The organism is Ruminiclostridium josui JCM 17888, assembly GCF_000526495.1.
GTDB lineage: Bacteria > Bacillota > Clostridia > Acetivibrionales > DSM-1351 > Ruminiclostridium > Ruminiclostridium josui.
The window spans coordinates 3,487,270-3,513,557 of record NZ_JAGE01000001.1 but is presented as its reverse complement, the minus strand read 5'-3'; the positions used below and the strand labels follow the sequence as shown (position 1 = coordinate 3,513,557).

Sequence of the window (26,288 nt, the reverse complement as noted above, 5' to 3'; positions counted from 1 at the left end):
GTAATGCCTTCTTTCTGTATTACGAAGTCGGGAGGTCTATTGAGAGTTTTGCCTTCCAACTCATTTGTTCATACAGAATTGGAGTAGTGGAAAGGTTATGTTGTATAAGCTCATTACAAAAGTTATGCTCAGCAAATGTATCCCATATTTTCTTTCCACCTTCCATAAGCCGTTTATTTAATTTTGAAAGCCCCCTATCTTCTAAAACAAGCAATCTTTGGGCGAGAAGCTTTATTTCATCATCCGAAGCATCCCACTTTGTACCTTCAAATATCATTGTAGCAATATTGATCCAATTGGTTTCTTCATGCATATCTATTGCTCCTATCTATATCACTAGAGTCTACTTTCCTTTCATGCCCTCATGTATCTTTTGTATTGACTTTTTAGCTTCTTCAATTTTCCTGTTCCTCTCAATGAGTTCTTTCCTTTCATCAAGAATGAGTTCAATCCCTAGTTTCAAAGGTTCAAAGTTATCTAAGCACTCTTTTTCGCTTAACTCATGAATACCTTTACTTAAAACCGAGTATATTATCCTGTTTTCCACCAGGAATGCCGGTAAATGCTCTTTGATAATATTTATCTTTTGGTCTACCGTACTTTTTTGATAAGTATCTTCCTGCCAGTTATCTGCTTCAGCTGCTTTAATATGCGCTTCTTCTATAAGACTTTCAAATATCCTTCTCAAATAAACAAAGGATCCAATACCTATACCACTTGAAGCTAGACTTATTGCCTTATTAAATTCATCAATGTAATTAGGAGATAATATTTTTTCATACTGCCTTATACTTGATTTATTTAAATCATAAAGTGAAGGATATTGGCCGACTTTTGAGAGTTTATCATTATAAATTTGTATATAGAAATCAACCAATTGGCCGCACTCCCTAGTACAGGAGAAACTAACTCTATAGTATCTAGTTTTGTTTAATGTTTCAAATTCTGAATCCACTTTTGAGAAGCTTGATAAACTTCCTGTACTACTTTTAGCATTTATATAATTTGCATATGCTACTGTAGATTTGACCAGACTTTTAAACGTTCCTATATTCTTACAGCCTGAACAGTACATATCTAGTGTTCCGGTATAAAAAATTATGTTGCATACTTCATTCAAATCCACTTCATTTACTTGATACGTCCTATACAATGGTACTTGAAGATAAAATTCCTCAGGACTTGGTATTAAATTCATTTGTAACCCTCCATATCAAAAAAGTCTTTCATCCATGCATCTGCGCCCTCTCTGCCTTTAAATATATACTCGTATTTGTTCTTTTTGTCCCAGAATAGGTGCTTGTCAAAATAGTTGTAATAAACCAACTCAGTAATTACATAAAGCATCCATACGGCATTTTTAATAATGCCAAGGTTAAGATCTAGTGGCTCTGTCATTTCATCATAAACAGTAATAATATTATATTCTGAATGAAGATGGCTAATATGAACAAAGTTATTACTTAATAGCCCTTGAAATTCTCCCAATGGCGGTAATACTTTTTTCCCGTATTTAATGGTACTGTTTATATCTATTCTTCCGCCCTTAAACTCATTGAAAGCATTTGGTTCAAGCAAGATATATGATATTAAGCTGAATGTCTCAATTATTGACCTTAGCAACATACCTGGCTGGAGAATATAGCCATTTCTCAATAGTTCTACGCTTGCAGTGATTGTTTGCATTGCATTCATCAATAGCTTTCCGCATTCAACTCCGACATCATCTGAATTCTTAGCTGCCCTTACAAACCCATCACCTATGTAATAAATAGATCTACTGTATAACTCACTAATTTTCTTCATTTGAGCCCCGCACAGTTTATCAAATGATTTTGCCACATTCACCGAGTCACGCGAGTATCTATTTATAAGCATATCATTGGTGTAAACCCTGAACTGTTTGCTTTCATGGTCAATTACTGCACCTAAAAAATTCTCCTTCTTAACTCTACCGCTTTTAATTGGGTCATCTATACTCAATAAAACTCACGCCCCCCTGTTTTCCCATTTCATCCTTTGCATTCATTAAAATCTGTATCATTAACAGCTCGTATTCTTTATCTAGCTTTATGGTATCTAAACTCATAACCCCAGTATCAAATAGCTTAGCCCTATAACCTAAAGCCTTTATAAACCTTGATCCTTCTGGGACTATAAAATGACACTGGATATCACTTATAATGCTAATATCGTAATATTTTCTTAGTCTTTGAAGTACCCCTTCTTTATCAAGTCGGAGTAAATAAAACTTGGAGAAAGCTTCAAATATTTTCTTTACTGCCCCAACATGGAAGTCTTTACCTTTCTGACCCATAAACCCCGATCTAGTTATTTCACCAATATGCAGTATACCTTTCTCATAACTAACAGCTACCAGGTCCGGCTCCATATCGTTAAATATGCATTGAAGCTGCTTATTTGATAATGACAAAGTCTCAGCACAATATGTATCACAAAAAATCCGTTTCATTTCCGGTTCAATAATATATTTCAGTTGATTAGTATTTGCCATCTTTTACTCCCTAAAAGTATACTATCTGTCTATTTTATAATAGCCAAAGATATTTTCCTTACTTACAGATTTATTGTCTTTCAATCTGATTATTGGGTTATCCAACCTTGCTGACCACTCATTATGGTATATCTGTACAAGAAAATATACGATAAACTTGTATATTAAATATATTTTGGATTTAGTCGTTTTAAAGCGTGTATATTCATCAAATGTAATATCTCCTACATCCATAATAAACCCAAGTGCATAAGTTGTAGATATCTTCTCCCACTCACTGATTATATCCCGACGTTTCAGCTCATCACATATGTCAATAACGATCTCAGGACAATATTTTATATGCTCAACATTGCTATCTTCCCAAAATAAATGATTAAACAAAAACCCATTTATACAATTATCTATGTATTTTCCTTGAGTCCTTAACCTTTTCCTAGCTCTGTACGAAGATGAACAATTAAAGTTGTTCCAATCTACTAACTCACCATTATAATAAACATTTAAACCTTGCTTTTCCTTCTTAAAAGTTATGCTCTTGCTTGCTAAGAACTTACTTATGTCCGTAGGTTTCACCAAAGTATCTATAAGACAATAGATATCTGATTCATTTGGTGGATTTATTCTTGTAGTTAAATGAGACACAACACATGAATCAAATTTAATAACCTCGAATAACTCGTTATTCCCTGTAAACTCTATTCCTAGTGACCTAAAAAATCTATGAATATTAATATCACTTTCAGCTGTATTTCTATATGGTCTTGATTGCTTTAAAAAGTTATGTATTGCTTTCTCACTGCAACCACATATATTTGATATTGATTCAATAATATCTTCGAAAGAAGTTGTGTATAACACTTTTTTATCCAATGAGTTCATCCCTTTAAAACAGTAATTATGTCATATCTCTTTTTTCGACATTATAAACCTTATCCCTTTAGTTCTCCCATGCACCTGCTACATACATTTTTCCCTTTGTAGTAGTTTACATCTTTAACCTCATTACAGAAGATACAATATGGTTCATACTTTCTTAATAAGATGGAATTACCATCTACAAATACTTCCAATGAATCCCCTATGTCTATGTTAAGTCTGCTCCTTAACTCTTTTGGCAACACATAACGGCCAAGACTATCCAATTTACGTACAACTCCAACTGCCTTCATGTAATCCCTCACTTCTATATGTTTTCAGCTGGTTGTATTCTATCACCGCTGTAATAATTTGTCAATATATGTTAAGATTTGCTGTATATGTATGCCACCTAAGTACATTTTGCACAATAAAAAATGGAAGCACCATTTGATGCTCCCACCAGTATTTCAATAACATATCGTATGAATTAGTACTCGATATTAGTTATCTAGTGTAGACCTGCATTACCCTCTTTCCCCCTTATACCCCTTGGACAATTTCTATTTTACCACATTTTAGGATTTTTGTCAATATAGGGGGTATGGAAATTTTATTCTGCATGCTCCATGGAAGTGAGGTTAACGACACTCCCTTATATTCATCTGTTTATGCCTTTTTTAACTAGTATCGCATATTTTCATTACTGTTACTAAAATCAAAAAATAGTTACTGGGTACTATGTTTTTTATAGGTTCTTAAACGATTGCATGTTTACCATATATACCTAGACTGCTCCCATATCTCAACCATAATGTTACCAGAATATTTATAATATAATAAAAACAATGCCCAATTAAGTGTTATTTTTATCATAATTTCATAAACGCTTATGTGTTCCTAATGTCCGGATTTCAAGTTTAGCCCCATGTCTTAGTTTTCTGAATCATATTTAATTTTTGATGCTAGCGTGCTGATAATAATACTATTTATAAAGCCTAGAATTCTATTGTCATAAGCTCTATATGAATATATAGTATAAATATTGTCTTTACGATTTTATTGTTGTAAATAGGACATCATAAACACTATAGCGTATTTACTAATTACCGCCATTGATTATATATTTGTACAAGCAGAACGCTAGAATTTCATTATAGACCCTTATTCCCTTGTCAACCTACTCCAGTATTTTTTCAACTAGCTTTCATCATTTTTATACAGCTGCAGTTTCTTCAACTAGCCGAATTTAAAAATCCTGATTAGCAGCTTCTCACTGCCCTATAGCTTTTATTTGAATGAGTGAATGTCTTATTACTATAATATACTCTTTACTGTACAATTTTAAATTGAGCGTATTACACTTATGTTTTAGCTTGCATAATTTCATCTATCGCATTTCTAATTGTTTTGGAGTTATAAACATATTTCTCTAATATACCTGCTGCTTCGTCGGCTTTATATCTAGACAGGGCTTTAATTAACTGTCGTATTTCATCATTGATGGAAAATGCTCTCTCTAATTCATTAAGTGCTCTCCTTGATATCCCAAATACGTCCAGCACTTTCCTGTACAAAGTATCGTCACAGTTCCCCATTGTGAGTAGCCTTATGTATAAAAACATAAATATGTCATGTTTATATTTATAACGAATACACTCCATACTTTTAAGGTGATGTCTCAAATCAAAACCAGCTTCCTCAAAAGGCTCTAGTGCCTTTTCGTCAGAAATAGTATCAAAAATATCATAATAATCGCCGTCATCATCTACAAAAGCATCTTTTATAATGTCTTTTTCACGCCTAAAAGTATCTTTTTTATATCTCTTGCAGCAAAACAATATACTTGTATAGACATATGATTCTAGAGAAACAATACTGCCATGTATGCCTACTATATCGTGTTCATAGTCATTCGCTTTGCCTAGATATTCTAATAAATTCGAGTATATATCTTCTATGTCCATGGAATTCACGCTTATCATATTTTTAGTATAAGATCGTATAACACGATAAACTTTGTTTTTATTTTCTAATACATATTTAATCGTGCTTTTCTCCCATTTCAATAATGACAACGGATTTTCTTCCTCCTCAAGTAGTCTGCTATAGGTCATTTCCATCAGCTCCATCATGTATACCTCCAGTCACAATCATATACAAAACAATACATATCTGATTGTTTTTGTGATTATTTGTTAAATTGAATAGAAATAGAATAGAGAAAGCTCCCGCATTAGTGATATATCACCAGTTGAGAGCTTTATAATGATTTATTATTGTAAGCTAAATTTATTAATATTTGCCTCCGAAAATGGCTTTATAGATTATATCTCCTACTCCGCCAAATATATCTATGAGTGCTGTAACCACTTGTACTATATCTACAATCACGAGTAGGAACCCTAATGCCATTATTATCATACAACTTTGCAAAGTTTTACTAAAAGTCATATAAAGCTTGTCAGCTACTTCCATTTGAGGTAATTCCGATGAGTCCTGTACTGCCTCCCACTTATTTAATGTCAGTGTAGACATTAGCCGTGGCCCGGTTACTATATTCACATCAAATGCCCAAGATGCTATTAATACTAATGCGTATGCCATCAGAATAAATCCAAGTATTACAAATGCTGTTCTGACACTATTTACCCTGTTTTCATTATCTTCTAAGTCATATTGCTTCTGTATTTTACTAATAATTTCTGTATTTATTATTATGTGTCCTTCTCTTATCATTTCAAAACTGTAGTTCTCCATCAAGAACTGCCTTAAAGCATTTGCATCTATTTTATAACTGTATCTGTTACTTCCTAACCATGCCACCCACCATCCTAGGTTGTCAAATTCGGTTTCTTCTCCTTCAATCCAAGATTTATATAGCCCATTAGAGAATGGGTTAATATCTACACACATTCCGTATAATACCATTTTACCGTTTTCTCCTGCATCTTTATCGTCTGTGGCTATGAGATTACACCCTAATTTCATTACTGGATGTATGTTTTCAGAATAATTTGCCTTTAGTGCCCTATCCGTTTCTTCATCTGTCACCAAACCAGTTTCACTATCTGCGTTATCTTCAGTCTCAGTTATATCGCTTGTACCTAATTTTGAGGCAACACCATCATATCCATCCATAACATCACTACCGGATAATATAGACATTAAATCTGTTGGGTATATTTTAGCAATATCTGTAGCTGGAAAGCCATCTTTATCTAAAATGCTTGCAAATACATTTTCCATGTTACCTGATAATTTTTCAACCCTCAACCTTCTTCCTAGTGCTACCCATTTTTCATCATTTACTATTCCAGGCATATACGTATACTCTAAATAATCTCTTAATACTATTTTGCTTCCACTCAGCATAAACGAGGAGAATCCTTTATCACCCTGAAAACCGGCTCCTTCAATTTTTATTAACTGGTCTCCATTTTGTATAAGAGGATATCCATTTATATCTGTCATTTCCCCAGTTATTAAATTAATGTAGTAATCAGTAGTTTTATTTGTTGCTGTATATTTAGTTTTATCATTCGAGTCCAAAGCAATTGAATCTATTACATTTATTGGATACCTCATTTTATATACTGACTTATTATGTACTAAGTACTCGTCTACGGCTGCTCCATCTATGCCTAATAATTTATCTATTGCTACGGGATTAAACTCCTCAAGCCTAACAGCTATTTCGGGTATTTCATTAACACCTTTAATCCTAAAATCTTTTCCTAACGTATTATCTTTTGATAATGTTTGGATATTGTCTATTACATATTTATCAATTATTATGTGTTTATTTTCAATTTCACCAAGACTGGTAGCAGAAATAATTGGTTCAGAAATTAACTTATTACCTTTATATTTAAAATATTGGTTCAAAGCGTTAAATGCTGCATCTATTTTATTAGTATCACCACTGCTTTTTGCTGCTTTTGCGTTACCTATTAGCATTACAATATCGTCTAATGCTACGTTTCCACTTACTTCTAATTCCATCACTTTATAATTAAGTTCCTCTTGTAATTTGGCTTTATGCTCTCCTCCGATAATATTAAACGGCTCTACCGTTTCTGATACATTCCCCGATATGTTGTTTATGTTATTAAATGTTTCATCTAACTTCATATATTCTGATAATAAAGTATTAAATGTAATTCCGTGCTGATTTGTAGCTGTTCCTCTCATATGCCAAGATATATACTTTTTAAACTGTTCTAAATTATCTGTTGCTTCTTGTATAGCTTTTACTCTTTTTTCTATATCTTTGATTACTAAATCTCCAGATGCAGAATCTAGTAAACCTGCATCGACTAATGCTTTAACCTTTTCAATGTTTAATACCGCTCTTGATGCAAGGTCTGTATTTATTTGTAATTTCAATTCATTGTCGCATCCTGTCAACCCAATAATGCATATTAATAGTATTATCATCATCGTTACTCTTCTCATTTCATCTCCTCCATCCAGTGTATTCTTTACGAATATCATCGTAATCACTTAATTTTCATAAACGCTTACATTAAATCGTAGTTTCCTTATAACACCCTATGAGAGTTTCTATAAGCCATAATCAATTATTTCACTATCCCTATACTCTTTTACTCTGCGATAAAAGGTATTTGGCTTTAGGCCCAGCATTTTCATAGCCTCTTTGGTTGATATCTTACCAACTTCACCGTCTTTCTTTATCCACCCTGCATACACCATTTCAAAAAGCTTTTCGTCCGGTCTTATTTTTTTCTTGCCAGTGTATTTTCCATTATCTTTGGCGTACTGTATTCCTCTGAGTTGACTGTTTTTAAGAAACTCCTGCTCAATAGCAGATTCAGTAGTGAACATCTTCATAATCTGCTTGCCCAAATCTTTGGTCGTGTCCATCCCTCCGTTGATACTGATAAACTCAATACCGTCTTTATTCAATTTTGCCATCATTGACATAAGCTCTGGTGTACTACGTGTTAAGCGGTATAATGACTCTACTACCAATGTATCACCCTGTTTTAATTCAACTAACAGCTTCTCCAGTTCTGTTTGCCGCTTTGATCCAATTTGCATATCTATGTAAATCTTGTCTACACCTATGCTTTGCAACACTACCTTTTGCCTATCAATTACTTCATCAGTCGTTCCTCGAATGTATCCGACTCTCATTCTATTGCGCCCCTTTCTCTTTTTTATCTTATAAATTATTAAGGACAGGCAACCCCTTTATATAAAAAGCAGATTGACTGTCCAATTAAACTTAACCTTCAAGCCTTTTTGTATCAACAGTTTAATCACTGTCTGAATCTCTATCATCATCTTCAAGGTCTGTTTCAGCATCTTCGCTTTCTACCGCAAATAACTGAGTATCATCCATTACTGGTACTTTGGGAATAGGGATCTTATTATCGTTCCTGCACTCTTCCAGTATTCTCTCAATTTCTTCTGCATCTCCGAATACATCAAGTAAATGCCTTCTTGCAAAATCCTCATAGTCAATATTCCCCACACCGACTCACCTCCTCGCTTATATTGCCTTCATTTTTTTAACTAGTCAGATCAATGATGTTTTGGTACTTATTTGTCAAAACCTTAAATAAATTCGATTGAAATATCCCACCACCTTGTACAATTATTTTGTATTAAATCAGTGACCAAAGCCACTGTTCGACCCATTAAAAGTCATAGTTAACATAACACTTCAAATTTTATTCTTTTCCAAACATCAAGCACATCATCCGGCTTCACATCTTAGCCATTATGCCAGCGTTTGTTGGCCTGAACTTTGACAATCATGTATAATATCTTCCGGACTTGGAAGGTGTGTGTTTCACCTCCTGGGACGGACCTTGGCGGGCCGATTACCCGTATGAAAGAGTATTTTTCCATTCCGGTAAGTCTACATGATTTGGCTGGTTGAGGCCAGCTTTTTAGCTGGTTCCTCGTGTCACATGCAAGGTTGTTTGCTTACATGAGAAGGAATGGAGGCTTTTAAGTCCATTAATTTTTTAAGGAGGCATTTTGATGAATTTCAGACCTATTGCAGGAATCGATGTAGGTAAATTCTTCAGTGAGATGGCAATTCTTTCTCCATCCAATGAAGTGATTGCCCGCATGAAGATCCACCATGATTCCAGTTCTGACGTTGAAAGAGTCGTTGAATTACTGAAAAAAACGGAAAAGGACTTTGATTCTAGGCCTTTCGTCGTCATGGAATCCACCGGGCACTATCACAAAATCCTTTTCCATTCACTTTGTAAAGCTGGATTGGAGGTCTCCATCATAAACCCCATCCAGACTGATTCTATCAAAAATATTGGAATCAGAAAAGTGAAAAATGATAAAGCTGATGCCCGGAAAATTGCCCTGCTATACAGATTTCAGGAGCTTAAAACTACTAATATCCCCGATGAGGATATTGAATGCCTGCGAAGTCTTTGCCGACAGTACTACAAGCTCTCTGACGAACTTACTGCCTACAAAAACAGGCTTACGGGTATTGTTGACCAACTCATGTTAAACTTCAAGGATGTATTCCCCAACATCTTTTCAAAGGCTGCTCTTGCAGTATTGGAGAAATATCCTACGCCTGCGCATATTCTTAAAGCGAACAGGAACAAGTTGATTGCACTGATCCAGAAGAATTCTCGCAGAAGCCTTAAGTGGTCAACTGCAAAGTATAATCTTTTGGTCTCCAAAGCCAGAGAGTTTGCGCCTTTGACTGTTCATAATTCCTCGAACATTGCTATGCTGGGTGTCTACATATCCATGATCAGAACTCTGGAAGATAACTTGGCGAAGGTCCTAAAAACCATTCATCTATTGATCGCTGAAGATATGGCAAAGGATATGCCCATGCTAGCATTAACTCTTGAACTTTTTCAGAGCCTGCCAGGTATTGGCCTTCTTACTGCTGCCACCATTCTAGCAGAAATCGGCGATTTTTCCGCTTTCTCTAAGCCGGGAAAACTGGTTGCTTACTTTGGCATTGACCCCTCTGTGATGCAATCCGGAGAATTTACCGGCACACGGAATAAAATGTCCAAGAGAGGTTCCAGGCTACTTCGCAGGGTTCTTTTTACAACTGCTCTTGCCAATATCCGAACTAAGCGGAATAAAGAGGCTTGCAACCCTGTATTACTTGAATTCTACAAGCAAAAATGCCAGAGTAAACCTAAGAAGGTAGCTTTGGGAGCAGTTATGCGTAAGATCATCATTTACATCTTTGCTGTTCTAAGGGACAGAAAACCGTACCAGTTACGCAGTCCTCAGGAACATGCTCAGATATTAGCAGCAAAGCATATAGCAGCTTAGCAGTACCTGCACTTGATGTTTAGTTTTCAAGGATCAGTATTTCATTTTAGACCAGCTATTTTATGTCTACTTCGCAAAGGTGGTCTTGTTGTTATGCATTTTTTCTATGTCAGGAGTTTTCAAAAATTCATAAAGCTTTTTCTTAAAAACTCTTGACTTTAATTAGCTGGTCTTTCATAAACTATTAATTGAAAATTTCAATAGACTCACCATTTTAATTCCTCTTTACTTAACCTTTTGAAATACCCCTCTGGCTTGCTGTGACTCTTTTTGACACCCTTTTATCACCCTACCAATATAAAACCCTATTGAAAACTTCAACCATTATTATTTAACTCAATTGACATAATGCAGGTTTATTTCATAAAAAAAGAATGCTCGAATTATTGATTAACAAGCATTCACATTTTTTATATGGTTATATTTATTTATTTTTAGAGCTAAAAATATCCACACTAATACTATTCTTGCTTTTCAAAGTCACCTAAACTGATATTGCTGGCAACACCCGCTATAACCTTATTATCTAAAGGAATTTCTTGTATCTCCTTCTTTACAGCAGCTTTGTACTTCTTTTCAATCTGCTCCAACCCATTTTGAATTCTTTGCATGGATTTTGTTTTGGGTACTGGAATATTTTTTCTCTTATAAGAATCAATAATTCCCTTTGCACCACGTAACAGATCAACCATCCCCCTACCAAATGAACTAGCAGTAGCAATAAACTCATTATACGCCATCAGTCCTATACCTCTAGTATCTAGCATTTCAATCAGGTCTATTAGATCATTAATATCATTAGTGATATGTACTATTGACTCAACCACCAGAGTACAACCACTTTCTATATTATTTATTCTGCTATTTCGATAAGTCCAATCATTTTTATCTTTATGCACTATGTCAGAAATTATATACTCTGTATCAGTATATGTCATCAATACTTCAGCTTGCCTGTTTAGCTCCTGTTGAGTAAACCCTCTTGTATAGCCTATAAACCTCATTTAATCAACTCCTTCCTAAAACCTCATAAAGTATCTTTGCTGCTTGTAAAGACTTTTCTCAATTGCTCTATTGTAGTTCAGATAAGCATGCCAAGACTTATGGCATGTCGCGCAAAGATAAACTAAATCACTTGGGAGCTCCCTTCCAATTCTCTCATACGTGAGGTGATGTATATTCAAATTGTATATACATCCGCAAAGCAAGCAAACTTTCGGAAAAAGCTGTTCAAACTGCCATCTTACACATTGCCAATGCCTGCTTTCCAAATATTGCTCGTATGTCCAAATCATTTCATTAGTACCTGGTATGAAAAGTGGTTGGAACATTTATAATCACCGTCCTAATCTTCTTTCTCTCACAGCTCTTACTAATGTTGATTTGCTTATCTGAGTCATTTTTTCAACATCAGAATATGAATACTTCTCCAATAAACCTACCGCCATATCAATCTGTGTAGTAGTATATTTTTTAGGTCTACCTTCATGAAAGCCATCCTTTTCCTTTGCTATTGCCTTCCCTTCTTGAGTTCGTTCAACAATCATATCTCGCTCAAACTCGGCAAAAGAAAAGAATATATTTCTTATCAATTTACTTGCTGGAGTATTATCCATCATTCCAATGTTTAATATATTAACCTTTATGCCCCTTTTAATAAGCTCGGTTACCAGCTCACTTCCTTGAGTCAAGCTTCTTGCAAATCTGTCTAATTTAGTTACTACTAACATATCTCCGGGCTCCAATATTTTGATTAACTCATTAAATTTAGGTCTATCAACCTTTGTTCCGGTATAAGCATCTTCATAAATAATGCTACATCCAGCTTCTTTTAAGCTTTTTTCTTGTTCCTCCAGACTGTTCCCTTTTGTTGCCTGCCCCCTTGTAGATACTCGTGCATATCCATATATCATTTTTTCTCACTCCCTTCTTCTGACACCTTTTGACTATTGGTTTTGACACCACCCAAAACCCCATTAACTCATAACAGAATTTTTATAACCATAACTTCAAAGTTTTGACCATTATATAGCCTGCTTATAAAAAAGAAAAAGCTCCAACATTTCTGCTGGGGCAAATGACAAATTTCTCTATGTAATTAGCTTATTATTTCTCAGATATTATCAACTCTTTATCTTCTTCTAAAACAATTGAAAGACTAATATCTGTCTCGTTTACTAGTACATAAGCTTTAACAACCCTGAATTTACATTTATTATCAAGATTTGTGTCTACAGCTAAATATACCATATCATTTTTACAATTATGATATACACTTATAGCTTCCTCAAGGCTATCCAAGAATGTATATCAATGCCATAAAAAGTAACTTCTTTATTTATTGTTCCTTTCTTAAATGTTAATTCATTGATGTACATTCCATGACTGTGAATGATAATATAAAATTAACAGTCTTTTCAGTACAACATTTGACAAATCAATTCCCTTTTATTCATACCATCATTCAAAATGTTGGGTAATCGGGTAATCAGGTAACTAAAAATTATACCAAATGAATTCTACATCTACCGGCTTTGTAGTACCAGCACTAGTTATTGCTGAGGATTTATGAACTTCAGCAAACATTTCACATTTCCAATGCCCATTATCTACAAGATTGTCATATATGCTCTTGTTATTCCGCTTATATCCGGAAATTATAATAGGGCATTTAGCATCTTTAACAGCCTTTATAAACTCTAACTGTATTTCATCCGGCATTTCTATTTCATAGTCACTTTTCCTTTCTGTCTTTTTCTTGCCTCTAGTTCTCATTTCATATGGAGGATCTAAGTAAAAGAAAACATCTTTACAGTCCCTATACTTATTAATGAGCATTATTGTATTGACGTTGTATACTTCAGTTCCTTCTAGCTTTTCTGCAATGTCACGAAGATAATTTAGTTGTTGCTCATATCTGAAGCCTTCATCACCATTTTTTATACCCCGCCAGCGTTTCATAAGTCCATTGTAGCTTTGCTTTAACAAGACTAAGGCATGAACAGCCATTTCAACAGCATTTTCTTCATGAATGATTGACTTCCACATGTTATTTGCCTTTTCAAACAGTTCCGGTGTAAACTCAGTCATTTTTAACATCTCAGGAATTAGCTTATTAAATTCTTCATCGTATCTTGCCCATTCATTTTGAGCTTTATTGAAACACTCTTGACTATATTTCGTTTGGAACATGCATCTAATAAATTCATTTGCGCTATCTTTCCGGCTTAATGCTTGTAACACTAAAAAGATTTTAGGATTAAGGTCATTGCATATCCTATGATTATGGTTAGGTTTATTGAGTGATAAAGCAGCACTTCCAGCAAACCCTTCAATGAATATTCGAATTTCTTTATACTTAATCCTATCTGCCAGCCTCCTAGATAACCGATTCTTTCCTCCAAAATAACTGAACAAGGATAAGTTTCTCATGCCAGTTTTGCCCCCTCAAATGTGACGTTCTTATAAATGCTGATAACCTTTTTATAAGGTTTTACTTCATTTTCCACCTTTTTCACGTTCATTGTATTATCCCATTCAGGCCTACCTTGACTGTCAAAACCACATCCACCTACCCCAAACTTGACAGCACCAATTTTCATTAGCTCAATCTTCAGTTCTTTTGGGTTGGCGTATTTCATGGCTGCTGCCTGCTCATTGAAATTATGTACAGGAATATTATATTTGTCAGGCTGCTCATATGCCCTACAGTTTTCCCTTGCGTATTTACATAACTCCTCATAAGCGTCCTCAACTGATATCCTATCACCAATTGAATCCTTAAATTTCTCAGCATTTATCTTAATAATTTCAATCATTGCATCTTCCATTTCCTCAATGTCGAACTGCAAGTCCATTGAGTTCTTCGCAACTTTCGCTGCCAACATAATAGTTGCCAATTTCTCAGCAATTCCTTTGTAAATACCATCTGCTCCTACTCTATCCTGCAATTTCCTTTTCTCCTCATTGTATAGCTCTCTAAGTCCCTCAAACTCATTGTTATGCAGTCCTTCTTTAAATAAATAATTGACGAATTCCATACCTATATGTCCGTAGTTCTTATCAATAACCCTGTTAATTTCATCCGCTGTTTCCACATTATCAATTAGGTCGCCTGGGTAAACTGAGATTTCTACTAGTCTCCGTAGCAACCCTTTCTTCGTTTCATCACATTTTGCATAAAGGCTTGTCTCAGAAGAACTAAGTACTATGGTATGCCATGAGACTTGGTTATCAACCTCAAACATTCTGTTTAATCGACCCTTTGATGTACCATTTTCGATATCATAGACTATTGATGTATAGTCCTTGCGCTCACCCTTAGATGTATCATCAATTATGAATAACACTCCTTCATTTCCATTTAGCATGCTTACAAGTGCATTATCGGTATTATACCATGATGTTGATATGTTCTTATCCTCCTTGTTACTCCAAAAGGAAGCACATAACATCATGATTGTAGTCTTTCCTTGAGACGTTTTTCCTTCAATGTTTATAATAACTGTTTTTAAGTTCAACGCTCCTGCTATCACCGATGCTAAGGAAGATGCAAGTATGATTTGAGTATATGTTTTGTCATTCATTACATTATTGCAGATATCAATACAATTTTGTAGGTTACCAGCCTTTTTTAAATGGTACTCATTGTCAGCAAGTGGATATTCCTTGTATAAACCTACAATGCTAGAACCATTAAAATATACCTGACCAATTTCACCAGTTCCTTCAATCTCATAACATTGCCATCCATATCCTTCAGAGTACTCATACTTAACAGGAATTTCCTTATATTTTTCTTCAACACTAACACGAAGTGCATCTGTTACACTACCATCCCAATCATTCCCTAAATTCCTCAGCATTGTCACTTTGTTAAGTTCGTTTCTGCTAACTCTCACCGGATCCGATATTCGCCCATCGTCTTTTGCAAATACAAACCTGTAATACTCCTTTTCCGTTGTGATATTGGATACAATGTCTACCCCCACTGTACCACCCTCTACCTTAATTTGATAGGTTCTATCCAAATTTGCTTTTTTGATTTTCTTCATAGCATAAACACCCTTTCATTAATTAATTTGTTTATGCTTTTTCTTATTGAAATGTATATTGTAAAGTGGTTAGTTCTCATTTTTAATAAAAATTTTTTCATCTTATAACAGAAATAAGCCTCACTCTGTTTTTTTAAACAGAGTGAGGCTCCCTTTATTTAAACAATTAATTTACTTTCTATAAAATGCTGGAGAAACAATTTTCCTTTGTAATTTCATATATTCATCACTTGTTATTTGTTTGATAAACTCATTAAACTGCTCTGCTGTACTTATTCGAAGAACTGCATTACAGTTTGAGCAATCTTCGTCAGCACAATCACAATAAAGCAAGCTACTATAGCTTTCCCATAGTTCAACTTTATTAGGTCTGTTAACATCATTTTGTTCTTTTTCCCATTTACTATGTACCTTTCTATGTGCACTAACAGTCATTGGTTCTAGATAACCTAACCTATTATCAAATGTATGTGCTCTATGATGAATCTTTTCAATCTTTATGTTACTGTTATTTAATTCATAAAGCACGCTATTCCTTTCTTTATGTTTATAATCATTTGCCACAGTTGTAAGTATTAACTGTTGTAAAGTTAGAGCCCTTCTTCCATTGTTGCCTGCACCTAAAATACCACCTACTCTTATACAAGAGGGCAATAAATTATATACCCTTGTATCTGAAATGTCTTCTACTAAAATTCGCCCTGTTTCCGTACCTGGTTTAAAAGGTTTCTTATAATCCTTATCAGTGCTCCAATTTTTGTGTTCTCTAATTGCATTTATAATATTACGATTATTATCAATAATAACATAAGCCCACACAGGTTTATTTTCAAAGATATCTGTTTTAACGTTTTGGTATTTGAAACTCATGAATGCAATATCTTTTTTATTTTCATAAAAATAAATTCTATTATTCTTTTCGTTATTTAAATAATATTTCGGTTCATCATATTTATAGTATGGCTTTAGAAGTTCATCTTTTACTGCATCATCAATAATTAAATATTTATATAGCTTCAAGTTATCACCCTCTGTACCTTGTTCTTTTTTTATACTGTATTAAATATGCTGGAATTATTATTTCCCAAGAGCATCCATATAGATTATATAATTATTTTGATACTACTAAAACACTTATTTTCTGTTTGTGCAATTTTTGTGCAAATCTTTAGCGACTTTTCCCAATATTACTCAACGAATAGCAACAGTTATACCATTTTATTCCATACTTATTATTAATTTGCATTATTATCAACCTCAATATGTCGTATTGTCTTGTATTGTTTATACCATATATTGCGTTTTTGAACATAATAATAGCCCTGATTTCTCAGAGCTAAAATTTAATGAGTAAGCCTATAAGCCGGGTTCTGTATTTGATGATCATCTATCTAGGCCATACATTTCTGCATGGCTCAAGCCACCTCCCCGGGACTGACGGGCAGTCATTGCGTCCCTCCACGGTGTTGCTCCAGGTGGGGTTTACATAGCCGACAAGTCGCCAAGTCGCTGGTGAGCTCTTACCTCGCCTTTCCACCCTTACCATATAAGGCAAACCTAATATGGCGGTATATCTCTGTTGCACTTTCCTTAAAGTCACCTTCACCGGGAGTTACCCGGCACCATTGCCCTATGGAGCCCGGACTTTCCTCATCTACGCCTTTTCAGGCAGTATCTGCGATCATCTGGCTTACTCATAAATTGAGAACGTTAAAATTCTCTTAGGACTATTAATTATAGATGCTGAAGTAATATAAGTCAAGCAAAAGTAAATGGGTCAATTTCCACTTTACTACAAATTATATCAAGTTCCTTAAATCTCTTGTTTAATGTATCCTTTAATTTATGGAGAATGATTCTTTCTGTTGCAAAATGCCCCGCATCAACGATACAAAGGCCCATTTGAGCTGCATCCAGCGCAGTATGGTATTTTATATCACCTGTTACTAAAACATCTACCTTGCGGCTTTTTAAGTTCTCTAAATCGCCATCAAAACTTCCGCAAAACACTCCAATATTTTTTACCTTTTCAGGTTTTTTACCTATTATCCTGAGATTCTCTATACCTAAGTTTTTCTTAATGTCTTTGACAAAATCATCAAAACTTTTATAATCCAGTAACTCGCCTATCTTTCCCATTCCTAAATCACAATTTGAGCCTTTCGGAATGTATGGTTTCAAATTATGACAATTTATCAGGTGTAATGTCTCCGCCAAAGTGTCATTAACCCCACCTGGAGCAGTATCAAGATTTGTATGTGCACTGACAACTGTTACATTACTTTTTATCAGCTTTACAATCTGTTCTCCCTTGAAGTTTTCCATATCTATAGCTTTTAGCTTTGAAAAAATAAAAGGGTGATGGGAAAGAATCATTTGAGCACCATTTTCAACAGCTTCAGAAATCACGTCAGATGTTACATCCATACAAAGAAGTATTTTTGATACATTGCTGTTCCTGCTGCCCACCATCAGTCCTACACTATCCCACTCCTCAGCATATTGCCAAGGCGCAATTTCATTTAAGTAATTAATTATATCTCCAACATTCATTTTTCTTCACCTTACAGTTATATATTTAAAGTTTTTCTATCAAATTTATATAATCTTTTTTTTGTCTTATATATTGACTTTTAAGAACATCATTTTCTTTCATATCTTCTAATTGTTCAAGTACCCTGTCAATTTGCTTTACCTTCATTTTGCAATATGATGCAAGCAAAGGATCTTTCTTTTCAATAAGGCTTTGTCCCACATGAAGTTCAAAATCAGTGTATTGCTTTTTCTTTCCATTAAATTTGGTACAAATCACACAGTACATTTTAGGGCCTTCCGCAACAATTTCTTCATCATATATTTCAAAAGCGTTGTCATACAGCCATTTTCGTATAACATGAAGATCATTCATAGGCTGTAATACCAGCGCATTAGCATTAACCGCTTTTTGCTTGTTGGCCTCTAAAAGCTCCGTCAGAAGCGTTCCGCCCATTCCGGCAATGATTATTGTGTCCGCTTCGTCAATTTCTATAGTATCCAATCCATTGCCAAGTCTTGTTTCGATCTTTTCAGATAATTTATACAAAGAAATATTATTACTAGCTATCTTCACAGGACCTATTTTAATATCTGACGCAATTGCCTTTTTACAAACACCATTTCGAACCAAATAAATAGGAATATATGCATGATCAGTTCCTATGTCAGCCAATACATTACATTTAGGAACTTTATCCGCAATTAACTTGAGCCTTCCCTTTAAATTTAAAATCAAAACATCCTCCAAAAATTGTAACTAATATCTTCATTTTCTGTATTACCAGATTAAATTATACACATACTAAAGATAAATAATCAATGTTTGATTTAAAAGCAATGCATAAAATATGAAATGAGGTATCTGCTGTGAACTTTTTTAGGAATAAGAACGTGGTAAACGATATTGAAGCTCCTATAGCAAGTACTATTTTAGGAAGAGACATTTTAGGAGTTAATCCCAATAACCCTGCATTAAATAAAACAAGTATTGATTTACAGGACGAAAAGTTAAGTACAGACTATACTAGCAGAATTAAATAAAATAAAAAGAACACGTATAGACGTGTTCTTTTTATTTGGTGGGCCTTCAGGGACTCGAACCCCGGACCAACCGGTTATGAGCCGGTTGCTCTAACCAACTGAGCTAAAGGCCCGAATTGGCTCCTCAAGTAGGACTTGAACCTACGACCCTGCGGTTAACAGCCGCATGCTCTACCGACTGAGCTATTGAGGAATATCTCTATGCCACTCATTTGAGGGCTTTGCTCTTGCGAGCACATACACTATTATACTTACGAACTATAAACTGGTCAACACCAAAATAATCATATATAGACTATTTAAATAGTTTATTGTCACTTTTCTAACTTATAGTAAACCAATCGAATAATAGCTTTTATTTTTAACTTTCTAAATAATGCCATTATAGTGCAAAAAACCCCCTATCCTGAATTTATATCGGATAGCGGGTCCCTGGTTTAGTCTAAATAATCCTTTAACTTTTTACTTCTACTTGGATGTCTTAATTTTCTCAAGGCCTTTGCCTCTATTTGACGAATACGCTCTCTGGTTACGTTAAACTCCTTGCCAACTTCTTCAAGAGTTCTTGCCCTTCCATCATCCAAACCAAATCTTAGTCTCAATACCTTCTCTTCACGTGCAGTTAAAGTATCAAGCACATCAATAAGCTGTTCTTTAAGCAAAGTAAATGCAGCAGCTTCAGCAGGTGCAGGAGCATCATCATCTGGAATAAAGTCACCCAAATGGCTGTCTTCCTCTTCTCCTATAGGAGTCTCTAAGGATACCGGCTCTTGAGAAATTTTCATAATTTCACGAACCTTGTCCACAGACATACCAATTTCTTTTGCAATTTCATCAGGTTGTGGTTCTCTACCCAATTCCTGAAGCAATTGCCTTGATACCCTGATTAATTTATTGATAGTTTCAACCATATGAACAGGAATACGTATAGTCCTTGCCTGGTCGGCAATTGCCCTTGTGATAGCTTGTCTAATCCACCATGTGGCATAGGTACTAAATTTGAAACCTCTTCTATAATCAAACTTCTCTACTGCCTTAATCAATCCAAGATTACCTTCCTGAATCAAGTCGAGGAACTGCATTCCTCTACCAACATACCGTTTAGCTATACTAACAACAAGCCTTAAGTTAGCCTCTGCTAATCTTCTTTTTGCTTCTATATCACCATTTTCCATTCTATGAGCAAGATCAATTTCTTCATCTGCTGATAAAAGGGGGACTTTACCTATTTCTTTAAGGTACATACGCACAGGGTCATCTATACTTATACCCTCTGGAATACTAATATCAAGTTCCTCGTCTGTAAGCTGAATTTCTTCCATTTCAGCTTCCATATCGCCAACAACATCAACTCCCATTGTCTCAAGGGTTTCGTATATCTTTTCAATGTGCTCAGGCTCAAGCTCGATTTCCTCAAAAGCATCCATAATCTCTTTGTAGGTTAGCATTCCCTTTTGCTTGCCTCTATCTATTAGTTCTTTTAGTAATGCCTTTCTACTTTCCTGACTATGTTTCACTTATTTCCCCTCCTTTCGAGCTCAATTACAAACCTTTTTTTTTCATTATAGCTATATTCGATACAATACTGCTTAATTCCCGATTTAATAATTCAACATCTCCTTCTGTCAGATCACTTCTCTTTTTAAGCTCAATTATTTCATTTTTTCTTTCTTCCAAGCCAAACAGGTCTATCTTTCTAATTATATCCAAAGCCGCTTTTTTATTATCCTCAAATATGCTTTGTGACTGCACTATATTTGCAAAACTTTCTGCCGTCCCGGGAGAAAGTTTATTTAATATTTCACCCGTTAATATCCCTGCCTTACTTTCAATTCTCTCCGCTGCAAAATCGAATGCACTTTTTATTTCATCCGATTCAAATCTGTCCCAACCAATAATATCTTTAATGTTAAAATATACACTATTATCGAGACATATAGTTGCCAACAGCATTAATTGCAGTCTAACCAACCGTTCTTCCTGATTTTTTACAGCTGTACTCTTTCGTATTTGATTTCGGCTAAAATTACTATTAGTTGGTATTTGTTTTTTAAAACTTACTCTTGTATCCTTTTGCTGCTTTATCATTTCTGATAAAATGGATTGTGTACTTACACCCAACTCGTCAGATAATTTTTTTACATAAAGTTCTTTTTCTACATTATTGTCAATTTTATCCAATATAAGTACTGCTTTATCAAGAAATCTAACTTTTCCTTCATTTGTAGAAGTATCTATTTCTTTCTTTAATGAACCAAGCTTAAAATCAATCAAACCTTTTGATCTATCAACAAGTCGTTTAAACTCTGTAACTCCATGGGCCTTAATAAACTCATCAGGGTCTTTGCCTGATGGGATTGTCAAAACCCTAACATTACAGCCAATTTCGTTTAATAAATCAAGGCTTCTGAATGCAGCCGCCTGGCCAGCTGAATCAGAATCAAAGGAAAGAACTATTTCTTCTGTGTACTTCTTCAAAAGTCTGCCTTGATTTTCTGTTAATGCTGTTCCTAATGGAGCAACTGAATTTATTATTCCACTTTGGTGTAATGATATAACATCCATGTAACCTTCAGTTAAAATCAGTTGTTTAGAACAAGCACTTTTAGCAAAATTCAAGGCATACAAGTGTTTACCTTTCTGATAAACTTCTGTTTCAGGAGAATTCATGTATTTTGGCTGAGACGAATCAAGAATTCTCCCTCCAAAGGCAATTACATTTCCTCTAATATCAAATATGGGAAACATAATCCTGCCTCTAAATCTATCGTAAATTTTCCCACTTTCTTCCTTATATATAACAAGCCCACTTTTAAAAATTGATGAATCACTAAAACCTTTATCCTTTAAGTGTCTATAAAGTGTATCATATCTGTCCTCCGCATAACCTATACCAAACTTGGCTACAGTTTGTTTCTGTATCTTCCTGCTCATTAAGTACGAATTTGGAAGAGTATTCTTTTCATTATTAAGGTTATCTCTGAAAAACCTGGCTGCTTCAAGGTTTATGTCCAAGATCTCCTTTTTTAATACGGCTTTTTCGTCATTACGAACACCTTCTGTCATATCTGGAATCTGAATTTTAGCTCTATCAGCAAGAAGCCTTAAGGCTTCCGGAAATTCCAGATTTTCAATGGACATAATAAAGTGTATTACGTTTCCGCCCTTACCGCATCCAAAACAATGAAATATCTGTTTTACAGGTTCAACAGAAAATGATGCTGTCTTTTCATTATGAAAAGGACATTTACCAAAAAAATTCTTTCCTTTCTTCTCCAGCTTGACATATTCTGATATAACATCGACAATGTCATTACTTACCCTTATTTCTTCAATAAGGTCGTCTGGAAATAAATTTGCCATTATCCTCAATATTCCTATCTACTTATTTTACTCATATGCAAATATTATAGACATATCTGCTGCAATTTATTTTGAACCTAGCCAAAATCACTTAATATGTGTTCGACATTATTATTAATAATCCTTCTTTTTTAATAATATTTTTAATAACAAACTCAATGGTTAAAGCCTTAAATCACACAAAAAAAGCATGTTCTGTTAGAACATACTTTATAATCCAAATAAATTAAATGTTATTTATGCAATACAGTCATATATAACATCATAAACGCTTACCGGAGTAACTGAATTCGAGTATAGCAAGTAAATGAGGTTATTTATGCCTCTTTTGGATGGAAGGACATCTGGAATAAATGCCTTTTCAAATCCTCCCTTATCATTTTCCATAATTACCTGTATACCATATGTAGCAGTGGAATTATTCTTTTCGCTTGCGATAAGATAGTACTTGAGATATAACTCCTTTTCTTTCCCTTCGGAGACAACAACTTTTTTTGAATAAATAAGATTTGTTTCATAATCTCTCATTCCCGCTCTCCTCCTTCGCATCTTCTTATGGTAATTATAATATATTGGTATATTTTAAACTACACAAAAGTTTTATTCTAATTCGACCAACTTTACATAAAAATGTTACATAGCTCGCATGTTTTGTCGAATAATGGATTGTTATCAATTATTAACATTGATGTTCTAAAATTTAAGTGTTACTATTTTATTTGTACGTAAAGCATTTTACCTTATAAACCAAGTATATGAATGTTCTTATAAAACTTTATCATCAGAGGTCAAATTTTTAGGGGGGTAATATATGAATAGTAATCCGAAAGATAAAAAATCCAAGCTTAGTATGTTAAGTTCAGCTATATGTAATATGGCTGATTTACCCAAAAAGATGATTAAATATGCCACTCCGGCTACACTTTTCTTAATTATAATAGGCACGGTATTTTTTATAATTAACAGAATGAGTAATAGCTATAGCATTATTTTTGATAGTACAGCAACATCTTTTATAACTAACAGCTTTTATGTTTTGTGTGAGTTCCTTATAGCAGCATTTGTAATTGATATTGTTATCAAAAAAAAGGCTTAAATTTCACCTCATATTATAATAACCGCTTTGCGGGTCCCTTTGCTAGGTCCGCTTTTTTTATAATAACGGTATAAAAAAAAAGACTGCCAGACATTGTATGTCCAACAGTCTTTTTTATTAAGCTTTTGCAGGTTTTCCTGAAACCTTTTTCTTTTTCTGACTTTCCTTCCACATTACGTATAATGGACTTGCAATAAAGATAGATGAATAACATCCAGCTGCAATACCAACAATCAATGGGAAGCTGAATTGTTCCATTGAATTTATTCCATTTATTTTAGCGAATACATATACAGTTGTTATTGCTATTAATGATGTAACAACTGTGTTGATTGATCTGTTCAAAGTCTGAATTATACTATCGTTTACTAATTCAGGAAGAGGTACTTTCCTAAGTAATCTGTTGTTTTCTCTAATACGGTCATAGATTATAACTGTATCATTCATTGAGTATCCTACAACAGTAAGTATCGCAGCAATAAATGATTCATTCAACGGTATCTGGAAAATAACATATACAGAAAGCATTATCAATAAGTCATGCAATACACCAACAATTGCAAATACACCGGCTGATAATCCTGACATAGCTTTGAATCTGTACCAAACATATAACACTATTAATACAAAAGCTATAGCAACAGCTTTCAAACCATTATTCATAATTTCCTTACCTATGAATGGTTCAACACTTTCTTCACTTACAACAGGATCTTTCGCAGTAAGTTTAAATTCTTTTACAACTGCTTCTTCAACCTTAGTCAATTCATCGTTTGAAAGTGTATTTTCACTTCCTATACTGATTGTTATTATGTCAAACCCTTTAGTGTTAGTGCCGCTTACATCATAAGAAGTTGATTTCTGAACCTTTGCAGGTTTGTTTATTGTCTTCTCAACAAAATCTTCTATTTTAGTCTGCAACTCCTGAGTGTTTGCCTCAGTAAACATTTTATCATTTGCTCTCATTTCTATTATTGTTCCGCCTTCAAACTCAATATCAAGATTGAATCCTTCAACTAGATACATAACAACACCTGATAAAATGATTATAGCTGAGAGTATAAAAAAGTAGTATCTCTTAGCATACAAATTAACCATTTGCTTTTCCTCCTCTCATGCTTACGCCATATAACCAATGGTGTTTTGCAACTTCTATATCCTGTATCGACTTCAGCATTATTCTGGAAGCGGTTACAGCGGTTATGAAGCTTAATACAACACCTATTCCCAGAGTATATGCAAAACTCTGTATAGGACCTGTACCAAATTTCCACAAAACTACAGCAGATATAAGAGTAGTTATATTTGAGTCAAGCACAGCTGAGAATGCTCTCTTAAATCCTACATCAATTGCAGCATGAAGAGTTTTTCCGTTTTTAATTTCGTCCTTGATTCTTTCAAATATTATAACGTTGGCATCAACGGCCATACCTACTGTCAGTATGAGACCAGCTATACCCGGCAAAGTAACAATTATATGAGTCCAAGACAATGCAAGTAATTCCAATACTGTGTGGAGAACTAAAGCTATACTTGCTATTAATCCAGGCAATCTATAGTAGAATATCATAAATAAACAAATCAATATAAGTGCAACTATAAATGCATTTATACTTACATTAAGCGCGTTAGACCCAAGGGTAGGACTTATATTATTTACCTGCCTAGCCTCTAACTTAAATGGTAATGAACCTGACTTTATGAGTCCTGCTAAATTTTTTGCCTCATCCCTCTGTTCATCACCTGCAGTACCACCTAAAGTAATTCTTGCAGAAGTACCTGTAATTTGTGTTTGAACGTTCGGGGCACTAATCAATTCATTATCCATAAAAATTGCTATAGGTTTACCAATAAGTCTTCCTGTTGCTTCTGAAAACTTCTTACCACCTTCTGATGTCAGTGTCAATGCAACACAATATCCACCATTTTCTGCATCAATTTCAGCAGATGCATCCTTTACATCTGAACCTTCAAGAATAATCTTGTCGGTTGGAAGATAATTTCCATTTGTATCTTTTTTACTTTCGTCAACCTCTTGGAAGGTTAATAATGCGGTTTTACCAATTTCTTCTATTGACTTCTGTGGATCGAATGCTTCACCTTTTTTGTGAGGTATCTGTACAAGGATATATCCCTTTTCCTTATCTACAGTGATAACTCTATCAAAGATATTTTTAGAATCCAATCTCTTACCTATGATAATTCTTGCAGCATCCAAATCTTCAGCTTTTGCCTTGCTGTTATCCTTGGTTACTGCATAAAGTCTAGCATCCACGCCTCCCTGAATATCAATACCTGTTCTAATATTCTTAACACCAGGTATTTCAAAGCCTAGGATAGAACCATAAGCTGCTATCCAGGTTAAAATTCCGATGATAAGCAATATCGAGAAAAATTTAACCGCGTTGCTTCCTCTCATTTGTAGTATTCCCCCTTAAATTATAATCCACTTACGCCATTATATAACTTACAAAAAAGCTAGTCAATAAATAAGTCTGAATATTAAACATAAATTTACAAA

Annotated in this window: 26 protein-coding genes, 2 tRNA genes and 1 other RNA gene; 3 read left to right on the top strand and 26 right to left on the bottom strand. The window is 34.3% G+C overall.

Annotated features, from left to right (window positions below):
• Nucleotides 1-19 precede the first annotated feature (19 nt).
• The 10 genes from K412_RS0115895 to K412_RS0115850 all read right to left on the bottom strand — a co-directional run bounded on the left by K412_RS0115895 (nt 20) and on the right by K412_RS0115850 (nt 8,873).
• Nucleotides 20-313 (bottom strand): hypothetical protein, encoded by a 294-nt coding sequence (locus K412_RS0115895; protein WP_024834016.1) that lies wholly within the window; start codon nt 311-313, stop codon nt 20-22.
• Between the two features lie 30 nt (nt 314-343).
• Nucleotides 344-1,198 (bottom strand): hypothetical protein, encoded by an 855-nt coding sequence (locus K412_RS21455; protein WP_024834015.1) that lies wholly within the window; start codon nt 1,196-1,198, stop codon nt 344-346.
• Entirely contained in the window at nt 1,195-1,983 is a 789-nt protein-coding gene (locus tag K412_RS0115885) for a hypothetical protein (RefSeq protein WP_024834014.1), read from the bottom strand. The genes K412_RS21455 and K412_RS0115885 overlap by 4 nt, the downstream gene beginning before the upstream one ends.
• On the bottom strand, nt 1,970-2,515 hold the full coding sequence (locus K412_RS0115880) for a hypothetical protein (protein ID WP_024834013.1): 546 nt from the start codon (nt 2,513-2,515) through the stop codon (nt 1,970-1,972). The genes K412_RS0115885 and K412_RS0115880 overlap by 14 nt, the downstream gene beginning before the upstream one ends.
• A gap of 21 nt (nt 2,516-2,536) precedes the next feature.
• A complete protein-coding gene (locus tag K412_RS0115875; RefSeq protein WP_024834012.1) occupies nt 2,537-3,388 on the bottom strand; it encodes a hypothetical protein in 852 nt (283 codons plus the stop codon).
• A gap of 59 nt (nt 3,389-3,447) precedes the next feature.
• The gene (locus K412_RS0115870) at nt 3,448-3,687 is read right to left on the bottom strand and encodes an AbrB/MazE/SpoVT family DNA-binding domain-containing protein (protein WP_024834011.1); all 240 of its coding nucleotides are present in this window, start codon (nt 3,685-3,687) and stop codon (nt 3,448-3,450) included.
• A gap of 1,050 nt (nt 3,688-4,737) precedes the next feature.
• The gene (locus K412_RS0115865) at nt 4,738-5,508 is read right to left on the bottom strand and encodes a hypothetical protein (protein WP_157833835.1); all 771 of its coding nucleotides are present in this window, start codon (nt 5,506-5,508) and stop codon (nt 4,738-4,740) included.
• A gap of 160 nt (nt 5,509-5,668) precedes the next feature.
• Complete coding sequence (locus tag K412_RS0115860) at nt 5,669-7,831, bottom strand: hypothetical protein (RefSeq protein ID WP_024834009.1); 2,163 nt, start codon at nt 7,829-7,831, stop codon at nt 5,669-5,671.
• Between the two features lie 108 nt (nt 7,832-7,939).
• On the bottom strand, nt 7,940-8,533 hold the full coding sequence (locus K412_RS0115855; RefSeq protein WP_024834008.1) for a recombinase family protein: 594 nt from the start codon (nt 8,531-8,533) through the stop codon (nt 7,940-7,942).
• 121 nt (nt 8,534-8,654) lie between these two features.
• Entirely contained in the window at nt 8,655-8,873 is a 219-nt protein-coding gene (locus tag K412_RS0115850; RefSeq protein WP_024834007.1) for a hypothetical protein, read from the bottom strand.
• A 515-nt stretch (nt 8,874-9,388) separates the two neighbouring features.
• On the opposite strand from K412_RS0115850, the gene K412_RS0115845 reads away from it, so the two are divergent.
• Nucleotides 9,389-10,678 carry an IS110 family RNA-guided transposase gene (locus K412_RS0115845; protein ID WP_024832178.1) on the top strand — a complete coding sequence of 430 codons (1,290 nt, stop codon included), beginning with the start codon at nt 9,389-9,391 and terminating at the stop codon, nt 10,676-10,678.
• A 461-nt stretch (nt 10,679-11,139) separates the two neighbouring features.
• Here K412_RS0115845 and K412_RS0115840 read toward each other — a convergent pair whose 3' ends face one another.
• From K412_RS0115840 to K412_RS0115805, 9 genes are all read right to left on the bottom strand, one after another.
• The gene (locus K412_RS0115840; protein WP_024834006.1) at nt 11,140-11,682 is read right to left on the bottom strand and encodes a recombinase family protein; all 543 of its coding nucleotides are present in this window, start codon (nt 11,680-11,682) and stop codon (nt 11,140-11,142) included.
• A 333-nt stretch (nt 11,683-12,015) separates the two neighbouring features.
• On the bottom strand, nt 12,016-12,591 hold the full coding sequence (locus K412_RS0115835) for a recombinase family protein (RefSeq protein ID WP_024834005.1): 576 nt from the start codon (nt 12,589-12,591) through the stop codon (nt 12,016-12,018).
• Between the two features lie 193 nt (nt 12,592-12,784).
• Nucleotides 12,785-12,979 (bottom strand): hypothetical protein, encoded by a 195-nt coding sequence (locus K412_RS0115830; protein WP_024834004.1) that lies wholly within the window; start codon nt 12,977-12,979, stop codon nt 12,785-12,787.
• A 195-nt stretch (nt 12,980-13,174) separates the two neighbouring features.
• Complete coding sequence (locus K412_RS0115825) at nt 13,175-14,110, bottom strand: DNA adenine methylase (protein WP_024834003.1); 936 nt, start codon at nt 14,108-14,110, stop codon at nt 13,175-13,177.
• Nucleotides 14,107-15,732 carry a DUF927 domain-containing protein gene (locus K412_RS0115820; RefSeq protein WP_024834002.1) on the bottom strand — a complete coding sequence of 542 codons (1,626 nt, stop codon included), beginning with the start codon at nt 15,730-15,732 and terminating at the stop codon, nt 14,107-14,109. Before K412_RS0115820 ends, K412_RS0115825 begins: the two co-directional genes overlap by 4 nt.
• A 171-nt stretch (nt 15,733-15,903) precedes the next feature.
• A complete protein-coding gene (locus K412_RS0115815) occupies nt 15,904-16,752 on the bottom strand; it encodes a hypothetical protein (RefSeq protein ID WP_024834001.1) in 849 nt (282 codons plus the stop codon).
• A 323-nt stretch (nt 16,753-17,075) separates the two neighbouring features.
• Nucleotides 17,076-17,429, bottom strand: an RNA gene (gene rnpB / locus K412_RS21475) — RNase P RNA component class A.
• A 61-nt stretch (nt 17,430-17,490) separates the two neighbouring features.
• The gene (locus K412_RS0115810; protein WP_024834000.1) at nt 17,491-18,285 is read right to left on the bottom strand and encodes a Nif3-like dinuclear metal center hexameric protein; all 795 of its coding nucleotides are present in this window, start codon (nt 18,283-18,285) and stop codon (nt 17,491-17,493) included.
• A gap of 25 nt (nt 18,286-18,310) precedes the next feature.
• Nucleotides 18,311-19,003, bottom strand: a complete 693-nt coding sequence (locus K412_RS0115805) for a tRNA (adenine(22)-N(1))-methyltransferase (protein WP_024833999.1) — start codon at nt 19,001-19,003, stop codon at nt 18,311-18,313.
• Nucleotides 19,004-19,134: 131 nt separating this feature from the next.
• Between K412_RS0115805 and K412_RS22585 the strand changes: the two genes are divergently transcribed.
• A complete protein-coding gene (locus tag K412_RS22585; RefSeq protein ID WP_173585618.1) occupies nt 19,135-19,308 on the top strand; it encodes a hypothetical protein in 174 nt (57 codons plus the stop codon).
• Nucleotides 19,309-19,344: 36 nt separating this feature from the next.
• Here the strand turns inward: K412_RS22585 and K412_RS0115795 are convergent.
• The 5 genes from K412_RS0115795 to K412_RS0115775 form a co-directional block, all read right to left on the bottom strand.
• Nucleotides 19,345-19,421, bottom strand: a tRNA-Ile gene (locus K412_RS0115795).
• Between the two features lie 4 nt (nt 19,422-19,425).
• Nucleotides 19,426-19,501, bottom strand: a tRNA-Asn gene (locus tag K412_RS0115790).
• 244 nt (nt 19,502-19,745) lie between these two features.
• Nucleotides 19,746-20,825 carry an RNA polymerase sigma factor RpoD gene (gene rpoD / locus K412_RS0115785; protein WP_014313173.1) on the bottom strand — a complete coding sequence of 360 codons (1,080 nt, stop codon included), beginning with the start codon at nt 20,823-20,825 and terminating at the stop codon, nt 19,746-19,748.
• 25 nt (nt 20,826-20,850) lie between these two features.
• Nucleotides 20,851-22,671 carry a DNA primase gene (gene dnaG, locus K412_RS0115780; RefSeq protein ID WP_024833998.1) on the bottom strand — a complete coding sequence of 607 codons (1,821 nt, stop codon included), beginning with the start codon at nt 22,669-22,671 and terminating at the stop codon, nt 20,851-20,853.
• 237 nt (nt 22,672-22,908) lie between these two features.
• On the bottom strand, nt 22,909-23,199 hold the full coding sequence (locus K412_RS0115775) for a DUF6514 family protein (protein ID WP_024833997.1): 291 nt from the start codon (nt 23,197-23,199) through the stop codon (nt 22,909-22,911).
• 283 nt (nt 23,200-23,482) lie between these two features.
• Here K412_RS0115775 and K412_RS0115770 point away from each other — a divergent pair, with 283 nt between their 5' ends.
• On the top strand, nt 23,483-23,767 hold the full coding sequence (locus K412_RS0115770; protein WP_024833996.1) for a hypothetical protein: 285 nt from the start codon (nt 23,483-23,485) through the stop codon (nt 23,765-23,767).
• A 117-nt stretch (nt 23,768-23,884) separates the two neighbouring features.
• Here the strand turns inward: K412_RS0115770 and secF are convergent, their stop codons facing one another.
• Both secF and secD read right to left on the bottom strand, forming a co-directional pair.
• Complete coding sequence (gene secF, locus K412_RS0115765) at nt 23,885-24,865, bottom strand: protein translocase subunit SecF (protein WP_024833995.1); 981 nt, start codon at nt 24,863-24,865, stop codon at nt 23,885-23,887.
• Complete coding sequence (secD, locus tag K412_RS0115760) at nt 24,858-26,186, bottom strand: protein translocase subunit SecD (RefSeq protein ID WP_024833994.1); 1,329 nt, start codon at nt 26,184-26,186, stop codon at nt 24,858-24,860. Before secD ends, secF begins: the two co-directional genes overlap by 8 nt.
• Nucleotides 26,187-26,288 lie beyond the last annotated feature (102 nt).

What these genes read in the sequence shown, in the direction of transcription:
- K412_RS0115895 (WP_024834016.1), bottom strand. Translation starts at nt 313, where the DNA reads ATGCATGAAGAAACCAATTGGATCAATATTGCTACAATGATATTTGAA.
- K412_RS21455 (WP_024834015.1), bottom strand. Translation starts at nt 1,198, where the DNA reads ATGAATTTAATACCAAGTCCTGAGGAATTTTATCTTCAAGTACCATTG.
- K412_RS0115880 (WP_024834013.1), bottom strand. Translation starts at nt 2,515, where the DNA reads ATGGCAAATACTAATCAACTGAAATATATTATTGAACCGGAAATGAAA.
- K412_RS0115870 (WP_024834011.1), bottom strand. Translation starts at nt 3,687, where the DNA reads ATGAAGGCAGTTGGAGTTGTACGTAAATTGGATAGTCTTGGCCGTTAT.
- K412_RS0115865 (WP_157833835.1), bottom strand. Translation starts at nt 5,508, where the DNA reads ATGATGGAGCTGATGGAAATGACCTATAGCAGACTACTTGAGGAGGAA.
- K412_RS0115860 (WP_024834009.1), bottom strand. Translation starts at nt 7,831, where the DNA reads ATGAGAAGAGTAACGATGATGATAATACTATTAATATGCATTATTGGG.
- K412_RS0115855 (WP_024834008.1), bottom strand. Translation starts at nt 8,533, where the DNA reads ATGAGAGTCGGATACATTCGAGGAACGACTGATGAAGTAATTGATAGG.
- K412_RS0115845 (WP_024832178.1), top strand. Translation starts at nt 9,389, where the DNA reads ATGAATTTCAGACCTATTGCAGGAATCGATGTAGGTAAATTCTTCAGT.
- K412_RS0115840 (WP_024834006.1), bottom strand. Translation starts at nt 11,682, where the DNA reads ATGAGGTTTATAGGCTATACAAGAGGGTTTACTCAACAGGAGCTAAAC.
- K412_RS0115835 (WP_024834005.1), bottom strand. Translation starts at nt 12,591, where the DNA reads ATGATATATGGATATGCACGAGTATCTACAAGGGGGCAGGCAACAAAA.
- K412_RS0115825 (WP_024834003.1), bottom strand. Translation starts at nt 14,110, where the DNA reads ATGAGAAACTTATCCTTGTTCAGTTATTTTGGAGGAAAGAATCGGTTA.
- K412_RS0115820 (WP_024834002.1), bottom strand. Translation starts at nt 15,732, where the DNA reads ATGAAGAAAATCAAAAAAGCAAATTTGGATAGAACCTATCAAATTAAG.
- K412_RS0115810 (WP_024834000.1), bottom strand. Translation starts at nt 18,285, where the DNA reads ATGAATGTTGGAGATATAATTAATTACTTAAATGAAATTGCGCCTTGG.
- dnaG (WP_024833998.1), bottom strand. Translation starts at nt 22,671, where the DNA reads ATGGCAAATTTATTTCCAGACGACCTTATTGAAGAAATAAGGGTAAGT.
- K412_RS0115775 (WP_024833997.1), bottom strand. Translation starts at nt 23,199, where the DNA reads ATGAGAGATTATGAAACAAATCTTATTTATTCAAAAAAAGTTGTTGTC.
- K412_RS0115770 (WP_024833996.1), top strand. Translation starts at nt 23,483, where the DNA reads ATGAATAGTAATCCGAAAGATAAAAAATCCAAGCTTAGTATGTTAAGT.
- secF (WP_024833995.1), bottom strand. Translation starts at nt 24,865, where the DNA reads ATGGTTAATTTGTATGCTAAGAGATACTACTTTTTTATACTCTCAGCT.
- secD (WP_024833994.1), bottom strand. Translation starts at nt 26,186, where the DNA reads ATGAGAGGAAGCAACGCGGTTAAATTTTTCTCGATATTGCTTATCATC.